The 15,147-nt window shown below is 29.5% G+C and carries 14 protein-coding genes, 1 other RNA gene and 1 pseudogene; 12 read left to right on the top strand and 4 right to left on the bottom strand.

All coding sequences use genetic code 11. The features are described 5' to 3' along the window. Positions 1–405: 405 nt before the first annotated feature. The 10 genes from hisZ (at position 406) to KQI30_RS04410 (ending at position 7,218) form a co-directional block, all read left to right on the top strand. Complete coding sequence (hisZ, locus tag KQI30_RS04455) at positions 406–1,611, top strand: ATP phosphoribosyltransferase regulatory subunit (RefSeq protein WP_216462036.1); 1,206 nt, start codon at positions 406–408, stop codon at positions 1,609–1,611. Then, entirely contained in the window at positions 1,612–2,250 is a 639-nt protein-coding gene (hisG, locus tag KQI30_RS04450; RefSeq protein ID WP_216462035.1) for an ATP phosphoribosyltransferase, read from the top strand. Positions 2,251–2,256: 6 nt separating this feature from the next. Further along, on the top strand, positions 2,257–3,546 hold the full coding sequence (hisD, locus tag KQI30_RS04445) for a histidinol dehydrogenase (RefSeq protein ID WP_216462034.1): 1,290 nt from the start codon (positions 2,257–2,259) through the stop codon (positions 3,544–3,546). A 26-nt stretch (positions 3,547–3,572) separates the two neighbouring features. Next, entirely contained in the window at positions 3,573–4,163 is a 591-nt protein-coding gene (gene hisB, locus KQI30_RS04440) for an imidazoleglycerol-phosphate dehydratase HisB (protein ID WP_437177720.1), read from the top strand. Continuing rightward, positions 4,160–4,762 carry an imidazole glycerol phosphate synthase subunit HisH gene (gene hisH / locus KQI30_RS04435; protein WP_216462030.1) on the top strand — a complete coding sequence of 201 codons (603 nt, stop codon included), beginning with the start codon at positions 4,160–4,162 and terminating at the stop codon, positions 4,760–4,762. Before hisB ends, hisH begins: the two co-directional genes overlap by 4 nt. Continuing rightward, positions 4,759–5,472 (top strand): 1-(5-phosphoribosyl)-5-[(5-phosphoribosylamino)methylideneamino]imidazole-4-carboxamide isomerase, encoded by a 714-nt coding sequence (gene hisA, locus KQI30_RS04430; RefSeq protein WP_216462029.1) that lies wholly within the window; start codon positions 4,759–4,761, stop codon positions 5,470–5,472. Before hisH ends, hisA begins: the two co-directional genes overlap by 4 nt. Before the next feature lie 4 nt (positions 5,473–5,476). Next, complete coding sequence (gene hisF / locus KQI30_RS04425) at positions 5,477–6,235, top strand: imidazole glycerol phosphate synthase subunit HisF (RefSeq protein ID WP_216462027.1); 759 nt, start codon at positions 5,477–5,479, stop codon at positions 6,233–6,235. Between the two features lie 8 nt (positions 6,236–6,243). After that, positions 6,244–6,549, top strand: coding sequence for a phosphoribosyl-AMP cyclohydrolase (gene hisI / locus KQI30_RS04420; protein ID WP_216462025.1), 306 nt, complete (start codon positions 6,244–6,246; stop codon positions 6,547–6,549). Positions 6,550–6,568: 19 nt separating this feature from the next. Then, positions 6,569–6,895 (top strand): phosphoribosyl-ATP diphosphatase, encoded by a 327-nt coding sequence (gene hisE / locus KQI30_RS04415; RefSeq protein ID WP_216462023.1) that lies wholly within the window; start codon positions 6,569–6,571, stop codon positions 6,893–6,895. Between the two features lie 134 nt (positions 6,896–7,029). Beyond that, positions 7,030–7,218, top strand: a complete 189-nt coding sequence (locus KQI30_RS04410; RefSeq protein WP_044038490.1) for an alpha/beta-type small acid-soluble spore protein — start codon at positions 7,030–7,032, stop codon at positions 7,216–7,218. Positions 7,219–7,300: 82 nt separating this feature from the next. On the opposite strand, the gene KQI30_RS04405 is transcribed toward KQI30_RS04410, so the two are convergent. Beyond that, entirely contained in the window at positions 7,301–9,262 is a 1,962-nt protein-coding gene (locus KQI30_RS04405; RefSeq protein ID WP_216462022.1) for a DUF6055 domain-containing protein, read from the bottom strand. A 220-nt stretch (positions 9,263–9,482) separates the two neighbouring features. Then, a complete protein-coding gene (locus KQI30_RS04400; protein ID WP_216462020.1) occupies positions 9,483–10,922 on the bottom strand; it encodes a DUF6055 domain-containing protein in 1,440 nt (479 codons plus the stop codon). Positions 10,923–11,082: 160 nt separating this feature from the next. Here KQI30_RS04400 and nagZ point away from each other — a divergent pair, with 160 nt between their 5' ends. Beyond that, a complete protein-coding gene (nagZ, locus tag KQI30_RS04395; protein WP_253287382.1) occupies positions 11,083–12,303 on the top strand; it encodes a beta-N-acetylhexosaminidase in 1,221 nt (406 codons plus the stop codon). A gap of 135 nt (positions 12,304–12,438) precedes the next feature. After that, positions 12,439–12,789, top strand: a transfer-messenger RNA (tmRNA) gene (ssrA, locus tag KQI30_RS04390). Between the two features lie 443 nt (positions 12,790–13,232). Here the strand turns inward: ssrA and KQI30_RS04385 are convergent. Both KQI30_RS04385 and KQI30_RS04380 read right to left on the bottom strand, forming a co-directional pair. Beyond that, positions 13,233–14,270 (bottom strand): annotated as a pseudogene (locus KQI30_RS04385) (recombinase family protein); the annotation flags it as partial. Between the two features lie 86 nt (positions 14,271–14,356). Continuing rightward, positions 14,357–15,103 carry a S24 family peptidase gene (locus KQI30_RS04380; protein WP_216462019.1) on the bottom strand — a complete coding sequence of 249 codons (747 nt, stop codon included), beginning with the start codon at positions 15,101–15,103 and terminating at the stop codon, positions 14,357–14,359. Between the last annotated feature and the right edge of the window lie 44 nt (positions 15,104–15,147).

Genomic DNA, 15,147 nt, shown 5'->3' with positions numbered 1-15,147 from the left:
GTAGTTTTATACCAGAATTCATATTAAATTTACAAATTAATTCTATTTTAACTTAATACATAATATTATGCAATATTTTCAACAAGGACAATATCAATTGTGGTATATAGTTACTATATAAAAAAGGTTTATGATAACAAAAATTAATTAAAAAGTGATGAGTTTATAAGAAAAAAATATGAAATTAATTGATTATTATGAAGTTAAAATGAAGGAAATCTTTTAAAAATGGTAAAAAAAATAAAAAAAATATATCTAAATTTTAAAGGTAAATATAAGGATTTTACCTATGTTTTCAAATAGGCTAAATTTACAGTAAACTATTGACATATAAAATAATATAATATAATATCATATTAATAATTTAGTGTGATAAAGTGATAAAACGATAAAGTGGGTGGTGCTATGAAAAAATGGAGAAATTATATCCCAGAAGGAACTAGGGATATTCTTTTCGATAAGTGTTCATTAAAAAAAGAAATAGAAAATAGTATTAGAAATACTTATATAAATAGTGGATTTCATCAAGTAGAGACTCCAACAATTGAATTTTATGATGTCTTTGATTTTAAAGATAATGGTATTCCACAAGAAAATATGTATAAATTTTTTGATGCAAAGGGAAGAATTTTAGTGCTTAGACCAGATTATACAATACCAGTAGCTAGGGTTGCAGCATCGAAGGTTGATCAATTACCTATGAAGTTTTTCTATAGTGGGCAAGTATTTACACCATCAGATAATTTTAGTGGTAAAGATAGTGAAATTACTCAAGCAGGTGTTGAGATTATAGGTGAGGGCTCAATAAGAAGTGAAATTGAACTTATTTTAAGAGCTATAGAGGCACTTGAAAATTGTGGATTAGATAATTTTAAAATTGAACTTGGGGAAAGTAATTTTTACAGAAAAATTATAGAATCTATTGAGATAGATGACATGGAAAAGGAAAAGTTAACAAGGCTTGTAAGAAACAAAAATATAGGATTAATAAATGAATTCTTGAAAAAAGAAGGAGCTACATTAACAAAAGAAAGTAAAGATCTTATTAGAATGTTACCAGAATTATTTGGAGAAATAGATATTTTGGATAAGGTAAGTAATTATATACCGAATTCTTTACAAAAGGATATTGATAAATTGAGAGCAATATATGATGGGCTTAAGATGTTAGGATATGAAAAATATATATCAATAGATCTTGGTATGGTTTCAAATTTAAATTATTATACTGGAATAACTATAAAAGGTTATGTTGACAATTTTGGTGAAGAGATTTTAAGTGGTGGAAGATATGATAAGGTATTTTGTGAATTTGGTGAAAAGACACCAGCAGCAGGTTTAGCATTTAACATTAACAATATATTAGAAGTGCTATTTAACAAATCAATTGCAACTAAAAAAAGCAAGATATTAATTCATTATGAATTGGATCAATTAAAGGTAGTGTTAGATAAAGAAAAAGAATTAATTACAAAAGGGTATGAAGTTGAGTTATCTCTTTATGAAAATATAGAAAAATCAAAAGAGTATGGAAAAGCGAAAGGATTTAATAAGTTTATTGCAATAAGTAAAGAAGATATTATAGAGGAAGATATAGGGGCGGTGAAATAAATGACAATAACAGTAGCATTAACAAAGGGACGTATTGAAAAGAAAGCCATTGAAATATTTGAAAATATAGGTGTTGATGTAGAATCTTTAAAAGATAAGGGAAGAAAGCTTGTATTTAAAAGTGAGAATAAGGATATTCAATTTATATTAGTAAAAGCTGTAGATGTCTTAACTTACGTAGAGCATGGTGTTGCAGATATGGGGATCGTAGGAAAAGATACTATATTAGAAGGAAATAGAGATTTTTATGAAGTTGCAGATTTAAAATTCGGTAAATGTAAGTTTTCATTAGCATCATTACCAAAATATAAAGATTTTCAAAGTTATGAAAAAAGAGTTATTGCAACAAAGTATCCTAAAGTAGCTAGGGAGTTCTTTAAAAGCAAAGGTGAAGATGTTGAAATAATTAAGATAGAAGGATCTGTTGAATTAGCACCTATTTTAGGTATGGCACATGGAATTGTAGATATTGTAGAAACTGGTGTTACATTAAAAGAAAATGGACTTATAGTTTTAGAAGATATTTGTGATATTAGTGCAAGATTAATAGTTAACAAGGCATCGATGAAAATGAAAAAAGACGAAGTGATGGAGATTGTTAATAACATTGAAGAGTATATTGAAGGAAAGGAGCAATAGATATATATGAGAATTATTAAAGGATATGATGAAGGTATTAAGTATTTGTCATCTTTAAGAAGAGAAAGTGGAAATGTAGAAAAAGATGTTGAGAACACTGTAAAAGAAATTATTGCAGAAATAAGAGAAAATGGAGATAAAGCCTTACTTCATTATACAAAGAAATTTGATTATAAAGATACAAAAGACGTTACTATAGAAGATATAAAAGTATCTAAGGAAGAAATAGAAGAAGCTTATAATAGTTGTGATAAAGAATTAATAGAAGCTTTAGAATTAGCTAAAGTTAATATTGAAGGATATCATAAAAATCAAATTAAACAAGGATTTAGTTACACTCCAGTAGAGGGTAAAGTAATGGGACAAATGGTAAGAGGACTTGAAAGAGTTGGAGTATATGTACCAGGTGGTACTGCAGCATATCCATCAACAGTTCTTATGAATGTAATCCCTGCTAAGCTTGCTTCTGTTGAAAAAGTAATTATGATAACACCAGGAAGTAATAGTCAACTACCAGCAATACTTGCAGCAGCTAAAATAGCTGGTGTTGATGAAGTGTATAAAATTAGTGGTGCACAAGGAATTGCAGCATTAGCTCACGGAACAGAAACAATAAAAAGAGTAGACAAGATTGTTGGCCCGGGAAATATATTTGTTGCTACAGCTAAAAAGTTATGTTATGGTGCAGTGGATATAGATAGTATAGCAGGACCATCAGAAATATTAGTAGTTGCTGATGATAGTGCAGATAAAACTTTTGTAGCAGCAGATTTATTAAGTCAAAGCGAACATGATGTATTGGCGGCAGCAATATTGGTAACCGATAGTGAAAGATTAATAAATGAAATTAGCGAAGAAGTAGAAAAGCAACTAAGTAAATTATCAAGAAAAGAAATAGCAGGAAAATCTTTAGAAAACTATGGAGCAGCAATACTAGTAAAAGACTTAAAAGAAGCTATTAATCTAGCTAATGCTATCGCACCAGAACATCTAGAACTTATGGTAGAAAATCCATTTGAACACCTTGGAGCAGTAAAAAATGCTGGATCAATATTTCTTGGGAAATATTCACCAGAACCATTAGGAGATTACATGGGAGGACCAAACCACGTTCTTCCTACCAGCGGTACAGCAAGATTCTTCTCACCACTATCTGTAGATGATTTTATAAAGAAAACTTCATATATTTATTATAGTAGAGAAGAACTTGAAAAGATTAAAGATAAGATTGTAAAAATTGCTGATACAGAAGGACTAACAGCACATGGAAACTCTATTAAAGTTAGATTTAAGTAGAGAATCAGTGCACTGACAGGGGGGGTATTATGAGATCAAGTAACATAAGTAGAGATACTTTAGAAACGAAGATAAAGTTAAAACTTAATATAGATGGTTCTGGTGAGGGGACTATTAAAACAGGGATTGGTTTTTTTGATCATATGCTTATTTTGTTTAAGAAGCATGGTGGATTTGATTTAGATTTAACTTGTGATGGTGACTTATATGTTGATGGTCATCATACAGTAGAGGATATTGGTATAGTTCTTGGTAAGGCTTTTAGGGAAGCTATGGGAGACAAGAAGGGTATTAAGAGATATGGGACAAGTTATGTACCAATGGATGAAACTTTGGCTATGGTGTCTTTGGATCTTAGTGGTAGAAGTTTTTTAGTATTTAATGTTGATATGGATAAGAAGATGATTGGGGATTTTGATTCAGAACTTTTAGAGGAGTTTTTAAGAGCATTTGCTTTTAATGGTGGTATAACTCTTCATGTTAATTTAATGTATGGTAGTAATAGTCATCATATTGTTGAAGGGATTTTTAAGGCTTTAGGCAGAGCTTTAAGAGAGGCTCTTACTGTAGATGAAACTATTAAGGGAGTAATGTCTACAAAGGGGGTATTAGAATGATTGCTATTATAGATTATGGTATGGGAAATATAAATAGTATTTATAAGGCTATGAAGAAAATTGGGGCAGAGGTAACTTTGACTAATGATAAGAAGGTAATTAGGGATAGTAAGGGAATTATAATTCCTGGAGTAGGCGCTTTTAAGAAGGCAATGGAAAATTTAAAATCTATGGGATTAGATACTATTATTAAAGAGGAAATAGAAAAAGGTAAGCCAATGCTTGGAATTTGTCTTGGAATGCAATTAGTTTTTGATTCCTCTGAAGAGATGGGATATTCAGAAGGGTTAGGACTTATTCCTGGGAAGGTAACAAAATTTCAAATTTCAAAAAAGATTCCTCATATTGGTTGGAATAGTGTGAGAATAAAGCAAAATCATCCTATATTTAAAGGAATAGATGATGGAGAATATTTTTATTTTGTACATTCTTTTCATGGAAATTGTGATGAAAAGTATATTTTAGGAGATTGCAATTATGAAGTGGATTTTCCTGCTATAGTTGGTAGAGATAATATTGTAGCTTCACAATTTCATCCAGAAAAAAGTGGTGAAGTAGGTCTTAAATTATTAAAAAATTTTAAGGAGATGGTGGGATGATTTTATTTCCGGCGATAGATATAAAAGGTGGTAAGGCAGTAAGACTTTATCAAGGTAGATTTGATAAGTGTGAGGAAATGGGTATTCCTCTTGAGATAGCAAAGGAATTTGAGAAAACAGGTGCAGAATTTATTCATTTAGTTGATTTAGATGGTGCAAAAGAAGGTAAGAGGGTTAATTCTGATATTATAAAGGCTATTGCCAAAACTGTTAATATACCAGTGCAATTAGGTGGTGGTATAAGAACATTAGAAGATTTAGAAGCAATTTTTGACCTAGGGGTTTCAAGAGCTATTATTGGTACAGCTGCATATAAGGATAAAGAATTTTTAATAAAAGCAGTGGAGAAGTACGGAGAAAAAATTGCTGTTGGTGTTGATGCCAAGGATAATAAAGTGGCTTTAGAGGGATGGCTTGAGAGTACTAATATGGATTATATAGAATTTTCTCGTCAGTTGGAGAAGATAGGGGTAAAGACTGTAATATATACAGATATATCAAAGGATGGAACTTTAGAAGGAGCTAATATTGAAGGATTAAAGGCATTAAGTGATGCAGTAAATATGGATATTGTTGCTTCTGGTGGTGTTAAAGATTTGGAGGATTTACTAAAGATTAAAGAGTTAAATCTTTATGGTGCTATTTCAGGAAAAGCTATTTATAGTGGTTCCTTAGATTTGAAAGAAGCTTTGGATGCTCTAAAGGGGTGAGGTTATGTTAACTAAAAGAATAATACCTTGTTTAGATGTAAAGGAAGGTAAAGTTGTTAAGGGAATAAATTTTGTTGGTATAAAGGATGTTGGTGATCCTGTAGAAATCGCAAAGGTTTATAATGCTGAGGGCGCTGATGAATTAGTATTTTTAGATATTACAGCATCTTTTGAAGAGAGAAAAACTATGATTGATGTTGTTGAAAGAACTTCAAGAGAAGTGTTTATACCGCTTACTGTTGGTGGTGGCGTTAATTCTATTGAAGATATAAAAAATCTTTTAAGAGCCGGTGCTGATAAAGTGTCAATTAATTCAGCAGCAGTGAGAAATCCTAGTCTTATTAGTGAAGGTGCAGAATCTTTTGGAAGTCAATGTATAGTAGTTGCTATTGATGGAAAAAGAAGAGCTGATGGTGGGTTTAATGTGTATGTAAAAGGTGGACGTGAGGATACAGGAATTGATGCTATAGAATGGGCAAAAAAAGTTGAAGAACTTGGCGCTGGGGAAATTCTTTTAACATCTATGGATAAAGATGGAACAAGAGATGGCTTTGATATAGAATTTTTAAATGAAGTATTGAAAGTTGTAAATATACCAGTAATAGCTTCTGGTGGTTGTGGAGATATAGATAGTTTTTATGAGGTATTTAAAGAAACAGATTGTGATGCAGCTCTTGCAGCATCAATATTTCACTATAAAGAAGCTACTATAGGAGAAGTTAAAGAATATTTACATGAAAGAAATATAGAAGTTAGGTTATAGGGGGAAATATGGATATAGATTTTTCAAAAGGATTAGTGCCTGCTATTGTTGTTGATTATAAAACTAACAAGGTTTTAATGCTTGCTTATGTTAATGAAGAATCATACAAAAAAACATTAGAAACAAAAACAACATGGTTTTATTCAAGAAGTAGAAAAGAACTTTGGAATAAAGGCGCAACATCTGGACATTATCAATATATAAAAGAAATGTATACAGATTGTGATAATGATACTTTACTTATTAAGGTAGAGCAAGTTGGAGTACCATGCCATACTGGTGCTGATACATGTTTTTTTAATAAAATTATTTAATTTTTAAGAGGTGTTTATTTTGAGTAATGTTATTAATGATTTATATAATGTAGTAAAAGATAGATTAGATAATCCAGTAGAGAATTCATATACTAATTATCTTTTTAATAAAGGAACTGACAAAATATTAAAAAAAGTTGGAGAAGAATGTACAGAAGTTATAATTGCTGCAAAAGGCGATAGCAAAGAAGACATGGTGGCAGAAATTTGTGATTTATTATATCACTTAGAAGTATTGATGGTGGATAGAAAAATTGAAATATCTGCTGTGGAAGAGGAACTTAAAAAGAGAAGTACTAAGATAGGTAATTCTAAAGGTGATAGAAAAGAAATAACTAATCTTTAGGAATAATATGGAAAACTCTCCAGTGATACCACAGTGTATAAAAAATATAATGGGGTAAATTAATAGTGCAAGGCAGTTAACAAATCAAAAAGCTTTGCATCACCGGAAGGTGAAATTTAAAGGAGGGACTCAAAATGGCAAGTTCACAAAAATTAGTACCAGAAGCAAAGAATGGATTATCAAAATTCAAGGCTGAAGTAGCAAATGAATTAGGAGTTCCATTCACAGATTATAATGGAGACTTAAGCTCTAAACAATGTGGATCCGTAGGTGGAGAAATGGTTAAGAGAATGGTAGCTGAATACGAGAACAAGTTAAAGTAATCCCAAATTAAATTTTAGTCATTCGAGTGAAAAAAAGAAAGACGTTGCAAGATGTATCTCTTGCAACGTTTTTCTTTTTATATTAAGGTTCATTTCCCCAAACAAGAGTTCCGTTAACATATCCACTAACTTTGTTCCATTGAACATAATTGTTAGCGTAACTATTGAAGGAATAGTCATTGCTTTGATTATAATTTGTCCAATTATTTTTAGCTATTCTAGAGTGAATGTAGATTTCTTCGTTTGGTTTTAAAATTGTATTACTATTAAATGATAATTCTAAACAAGTATCTGCATTATATTTTCCACTTATAGAAATAAAATTTGATTTAACGGCATTATTATTAATTGAACACCAATCGCAGTAAAAAGATTGAGGTTCATTGCCATCTTTTGTGTAGTAATAATGTAATTTTATATCTTTTACGTTTATAGAAGTTGATCCTGTATTAGTGATTCTAAAATTTAGAGTTAGATTATTACAATAACTATTTTTTATTTTATTGTACATTTCAATTTTTATTTTATCATTACAAACTTTTGTAGGTGTACTAGTATTACTATTTCCTCTATCATTATTGGTAGTATTATTTTTAGTTGCATCATTATTAGTATTAACATTAGTATTGTTATTAATAGTAGTATTGTTTATAGCGTTACTATTTTCAGTTGTATTATTGCTAGAAGTTGTACTAGTATTAGTAGAATTTTGTGATGATACTTTAAGTTTTATTTTATATGGGTAAGATGGTATTTCATCATCTTGTTCAATTTTTGATAAATCTTTAAAATCTTTAGGTGTAGCAGCAACAATTAAATATATAGCAGTTTCTTTTCCAGTAAGGGTTAGTGAATTTTCACCATTGTTCCAAGTTGAAGAGTAAGTAGTTGAGTTATCTTCATTTAAAGCTACAATAGTTGCTCTCCAATTATCTGCATCATTATTTATTCCGTTAAAATCTATAGTGATAGGAGAATTTTTGTTATAGTTTTTTATAGGAATAACATTGTAACCACCTTGCTTAGGTGCTTTATTATCAGGGATAGTAACCCAAGTACCTTTTGAAAGATCAAGGTTTGTAAAAATTTTATTTTCGTTATCAGAATCTGCTTTCAATTGATCTAAATAATAGAGGTATTTTTCCTTATTAGCAAAATCCATAGTAATCATTCGTTTTGTATAATTACCGATAATATCTTGCAGAGAAGTATCTAATTTATCATTTAAAATATCAAAAACATTAGAGTGCTTTTTATTTTCTAATATAGAGTGTATTAAATTTAAACCTAAGCCATCTAGATTGTCAGGATTTTCTGATAGATAATTAATAAATGGCCAAGAATCATTAGAATTTTCTGCTTCTGGAAAAGCTAAGTTGCTATTTAGCACAATGGATGAAAAAAAGCTTGTGTCAGGATCTAAAACAGTATCTTTGTAGCAATATTTATCACTGCTAAGATATTGATTTTTAAACCAGTTTGACATAGTATTGCGCCAGTATTTATCAAGTGTGCCACCTTGATGTAAGATGACAACATCAGCATAAGCTTCAGCTAATGTCCAACTAGGGGGATTAGTATTGCTTATTGTTGAAGGATCTAATACCATATACCCAAAGCCATTGGAATCACAATCAGAAAAAGTATCTTTATTTTTTATCTTTTTTAAACCAGTATTGGATAAATAGATATTTGTTTTATAATTTCCCTTGCCATCAGTGATTGATTTACAGGTTTCTTTCATTTTTAATTCTTCTATGTATAGTAATCTTATATTTTCTAAATTTTCTAGGTTGTCTTTAATAAGATCTTTAGTTATTATATCATCATTTTTTCCCCAGATTATTTGGAAGTGTTTTGATGATTGTCTATTTACAGATTCATCATCTAAGGAATAAAATGAATCTCTTAGTTTATAAGAATCGTTACTAGCTTTTAATTTTATATTAGTATTGTTATTAATGAACTTTAAAGAAACTTTGCTACAAATAAAAATATTAAAAACAACAGCTATAAAAATTATGAAAAATTTTAGTTTTTTCATTAATGCCTCCGATTTTCGTTATAAAAAAATAATTTATGATTTTATTTTACAAGATAATACAAATAAAATAAATAGAAATTAAAAAATTAAGTGGAATATATATTTGTATAATGCATTTATGGGATTAATTTCAATGAATTATTATAAATGACATAATAAAAAGGAGGTATCACTAACAACTTTTTATTTGTTACTGCGACACCTCCACCTTTTTAATTTATTATTCAAATGAAACTTTTACTTTATAAGGATAGGTGGTTAGTTTATTAGTATCAATTTTGGACATATCTTCAAAGTTTTTAGGTGTTGCTGCTACTATTAAATAAAGAGCAGTTTCATTACCCGAAAGTTTCATAGTATTTTTACCATCATTCCAAGTTGAGGAGTAGGTAGTTGTTTTATTTTTATTGTAAGCAACAATGGTTCCTCGCCAATCATCAGTATTCTTATTTTTTATGCCGTGAAATTCTACTGTTATTGTTGATTTTCCACTAAAATCTTTAATAGGTATTACATTATAACCACCTTGTTGAGGTGCTTTATTATAAGGTACAGTAACCCAAGTGTTTGATGAAAAATCTAAGTTTGTAAAAATCAAATCATTATTAGATTCAGTGGATTGTAATTCGGATAAATATGTTAAATATTCTTTTTGTCTAGTATAATCCATAGTTATCATTCGTTTGCTATAGTTGCCAATAACATCTTGTAGAGATAATTTTGTCTTTTTATTTATTGCATTAATTGGATTTTTAATAGTTTTGTCTTCTAAAATATTGTGTATTAAATCTAATCCTAAGCCATCTAATTTATCTGGATTTTCAGATATATAGGTAATAAAAGGCCAAGAATCATAGGCATTTTTTTGTTGAGGAAAAGCTAAATTAGAATTTAATACAACTGATTTAAAAAAGCTTGACGCAGGGCCGTAAACAGTGCCATTAGAGGAATATTTATCGCTACCTAAATATTGATTTCTAAACCAATTAGCCATAGCGTCAGACCAATTACTATCAAGGGAGCCACCTTGATGTAATATAACTGCATGAGCATATTCTTTTGCTAATATCCAACTTGGCGGATCAACTCTTATTAATAAAGGGTCTACTATCATATAGGCAAATCCAGCATTGTCACAAGCGCTATATTTTTTTTCATTACGTATTTTTTTAAGTCCAGTATCAGATAAATATATATTAGTTTTATATGAACCATTATTAGTTTTAGTTGAAGAGCTTGTATCTTTCATTTCTAAAGTATCTATATATACTTCTCTCATAGTCTCTAGATTGTTTAAAATTCCTTTTATAAAATCTGAACTTATGCTGACAGAATCATGGTCATTTCCCCATATTACTTGAAAGTGTTCAGAAGAACTACGATTAATTGATGTATCATCTAAAGAATAGAAAAAATCTCTAGTTTTAAAAGAAACATTTTCAGTTTTAGAAGAATTAATATTATAAGTGGAAGTATTATTGTTAATAGTGTTATTAGCGATATTATTATTGCTAGAATTATTATTTAAAGAATTTTTTGTTTTTTCAATTTTTGTGGATATAATAGGTTTTTTATTAATAATAATTATAGAAAGCTTATAACTAAGAAGTATGTTGGATATTAATGCAATAGAAATTAATAGGTATTTTAATTTTCTCATAAATAAGCTCCTTTCTAATATACTGTTAAGTATTATATTCTACATTATATTACAAAATTCTTGCAATAAAGAGATGTATTTCCTAAAAGTATAATAATTTAATCATAAAATATGGAAAAATTCTTTTTCATAGATTAAAATATAAGTGGGGGGATATGGAATGATTAAAAAACTATGTATAATTATTGCTGTGATTTTATCATTTATTACAGGAAGATATATTGCTATTAATTATTTTAATAATAGTAATGATGAAAAAGTTAGTAATGTACATAAAGATAAAAAAGATGAATTTGAAACTAAGGTAGATAAGATGTCTTTATATGAAAAAATAGGACAACTTATTATTGCTGGTTTTGATGGTACAACAGCTGATGATGAAGTAAAGTCATTAATATCAGAAGTGAAAGTAGGGGGAGTAATACTTTTTAGTAGAAATGTTGAAAATGCTTCACAGGTTGTTAAACTTAATAATGATATAAAGGAAATGAATAAGGAAAATAAATATCCTATTTTTATATCGGTAGATGAAGAAGGTGGATTAGTATCTAGAATGCCATCGGAATTTAAGGATATTCCAACTAGTATGGATATTGCAAAGTTTAATGATGAAGATTTAAGTTATGATATAGGAAAAGTTATTGGAAAGGAAATAACTTCTTTAGGATTTAATATGGATTTTGCACCGGTTCTTGATATAAATAGCAATCCTGATAATCCTGTAATAGGGAAGAGATCTTTTGGTGATAATGAGGAGATAGTTTCAAAATTAGGTATTGCAACAATGCGTGGGTTAAAGGACAGCGATGTTATTGCAACAGTAAAACATTTTCCAGGTCATGGTGATACTGATGTGGATTCTCATGTAGGATTGCCAGTGGTAAAAAATGATTTAAAGAGACTAAAGTCGTTTGAGTTAGTACCTTTTAAAAAAGCAATAGATGCTGGTGTTGATATGGTAATGGTGTCCCATATTATGCTTCCTAAAGTAGATGAAAAGAATCCAGCGACATTATCAAAAACAATAGTTACTGATATATTACGTAAAGATATGAATTATGATGGGGTAGTTGTTACTGATGATATGACTATGGGTGCCATAATTAATAATTATGATATAGGCGATGCAGCAGTAAAATCTATAAATGCAGGGGCAGATATAGTTATGGTATGTCATAAGTTAGACAACGTAACAGTGGTTAGAGATGCTATAAAGGAAGCTGTGAAAAATGGCACTATTACAGAAAAAAGATTAAATAAAAGTGTTGAGAGAATATTGAAGTTAAAGAATAAGTATAATATACAAGATGGTGTAACAGAAGAACCAAATGTAAATGAAATAAATGATAAGATTTCTTCTGTATTAGAAAAAATGAAATAGCTAATAAAGATTGAGGTAAAAATTACTATTGATTAATTTTTACCTCTGTTGTACAATGATAATTGTCTAATAAAACTTAATATTTTAAAGGTGAATGCGTAAAGAACATACCACTAGTCAATGTCCTTATAATATGGGGGCGCAATGGTTTCGACGGGGGTATGGGATTCATGAGAAGCGAGCCGAGGGCCCTGGACCCGCGTTAAAAAACTGGGAATTAAAATTAATTGACGAAAATTACGCTTTAGCTGCTTAATTAACAGCAGCCGTCTTACCTGGAAGGCCTACGGTCCGGGATAAGGCGTCGATTTTGTAGGGAAACGAGCCGCTGAAAGCTTTGACAGCGGAACGGGATTTTATGAAGCTACTAAGGTAGAAGCCTGTTGATAGGCGCCTACTGAGGGAAATTTAAAATATCAACTGCGCTCGGAGATGCTTATGGGTGTCAGCTTTCGGACACGGGTTCGATTCCCGTCGCCTCCACCATTGATATGTACAATAAGAAGGTTAACTTCAACCTTCTCATCGTACACTAAAACAGATTCAACATAAGTGTTAATGATATTTTTGATGTCATCAACACTTTTATTTTTTAGTAGAGAAGCATCTTTTAATAGATATTGTCTAATTAGGTTTTCATCAAGTACTTTAGAATCTAGGCTACATTGTAGTTCACTTTTAAGAGTACTTAGGTGAATTTTCTTTTCTTCAAGATTATTAAGTTTATCTTTTATAGAAATGCTACTTATACCACTTGCAATAGCAGTAATCAGATTATCTATTTCTTTATTAATTTGTATAAGTTGCTTATCGATATTCTTAATTTCAGATTTATTATTTTGAAGTGATTTGTTATAACATTTTGTAAGTTCTTTTGTAAGCTTTTCTATTGATTTAGGAGAGAAGATATTTTTAGATAATTGTTTTATGACAATATCATCAATATAATCTCTGTTTATTGGTTTCATAGAACAGTCTTTATATCTATACCTTCTTCCACATCTGTAGGTAGAGTATTTGTTCTTACTTCTTCCACATTTACTAGTATGGCCAACCATTGCAGAACCACAGAGACCACATTTGATTTTGCCAGAAAGTACGTAAGGTTCTTTAGCTTTATTACAGGCATTACGTTTATTATTAGCAAGTCTTTCTTTAACTTTAAGGAATGTTTCATCATCAATAATTCTAGGCATTCCATCTTTTATTCTAATAATTTCTTCTTCAGGTTTAGTTACATGAGAATTTCTTTTCCCATTTATCTTTTTAGGTGTTTTATTAAAAACATATACACCGGTATACTTTTCATTTCTGATAATCTCTGAAATACTATTTCTACTGAATGAGTTGCCTAATTTAGTTTTAAAGTTTAAAGTATTCAGTTTGTCAACAATAGCCATATAGCCATTACCATTAGCATACATTTCAAATATTAATTTAACGGCTTTAGCTTCTGTTTCATTGATAAGATACTTTTTCGTTAGAGGATCTACATCATATCCAAGAGGAGGTTTTCCTCCTGTGTGCATAGCTTTATAGGCATTTTCTTTCATACCTTTCATAGTTTCACGAGCAAGGTTTTTTGAATAGTATTCGGACATTCCTTCAAGTAGTGACTCCATAATAGAACTTTCAGGACTATCGTCAAGCTTTTCAAGAACAGAAAATAAAGAAACGTTATTATTTCGTAGTTTTCTCTTATAAGTTACACTATCGTATTTATCTCTTGAGAATCTATCAAGTTTATGAACTATAACACAATCGAAAAGGTTAAGTTCACTATCTTTAATCATATTTTTAAAATTTGGTCTATTATCTGTAGTTGCAGATCTAGCTTCATCAATGTAAGTTTTGACAATAGAGTATCCATTACTATCGCAGTAATCTTTAATAGCTCTTATTTGAGCATCTATTGATTCCTCTCTTTGATTATTAGAACTGTATCTAGCATATATTGCAGCACGCATTTAACTCACTCTCCTAAGTATATTTAGTAAATACTAAGGTTAATTCTATACGTTAATTCCAAGGTTATATGTTAAGGTAGCGGTTGTTAAAATGCTGTTTTACAATGTGTTATCTTACCTATTATATGAACATCTTGTTTTTTAAAATCACTATTTAGATAAGCAAATGAATCAAAATTAGGATCATCAGATATAAATGATATTATATTATTGATTTTGCGATATCTTCTTATATAGCTTTCAGAGTTAATAAGGACAATGACTAAATCATTGTTTTCAGCATAATCTTGAGTAATAAAATGAACAATACTATCAGCAGTAATACCTGAATGAATCATACTATTATCTTTAGAGTATAGGTAATATGTTTTATTAGTATCATCATTTAAAGCAGCTGTATACTCATAATAAGCTAAGTATTCACCTATGTTTAAGTCCATCTTAGTGCTTTTTATATCAGATAAGACTGGAATCTTTTTAGGTGATATATTTGATATTAGCTCTTTATGGTTATTGCTTATATTTTCTTTAAAGTTAATTGTGGTATTAAACAAATCACCACCTTCGCTAAAGTTTTCTAAAGTAGACTCTATATAGTCATCATATGTTGTGTAACCAGCAGCAACTAGTAAATCGCATTCGCTAATGTTATTTCTGGCTTTAGAGGCAATTTTTGCAATTGCTTCTGGTGATGGTGGTGTATCTAATTTGCAATTAAGAAATTTTGAAAGATAAGGTCTAGCTAAAGTACATTCATTTGAAAACTCTGTAATTGTTCTGTTAGAGCCTATAGCATCTTTTAGTAATGAGCTAAATTTTTCTTTATTAAACATAAATCCTCCTTAGTTACGAAAAATATTTTTTTGTAATATACTTT

It is taken from the genome of Clostridium bornimense, from assembly GCF_018917145.1.
In the GTDB taxonomy this organism is placed as follows: domain Bacteria; phylum Bacillota; class Clostridia; order Clostridiales; family Clostridiaceae; genus Clostridium_AN; species Clostridium_AN bornimense_A.
The sequence above is the reverse complement of the archived record's forward strand: the minus strand, read 5'-3'. Positions and strand labels throughout refer to the sequence as shown.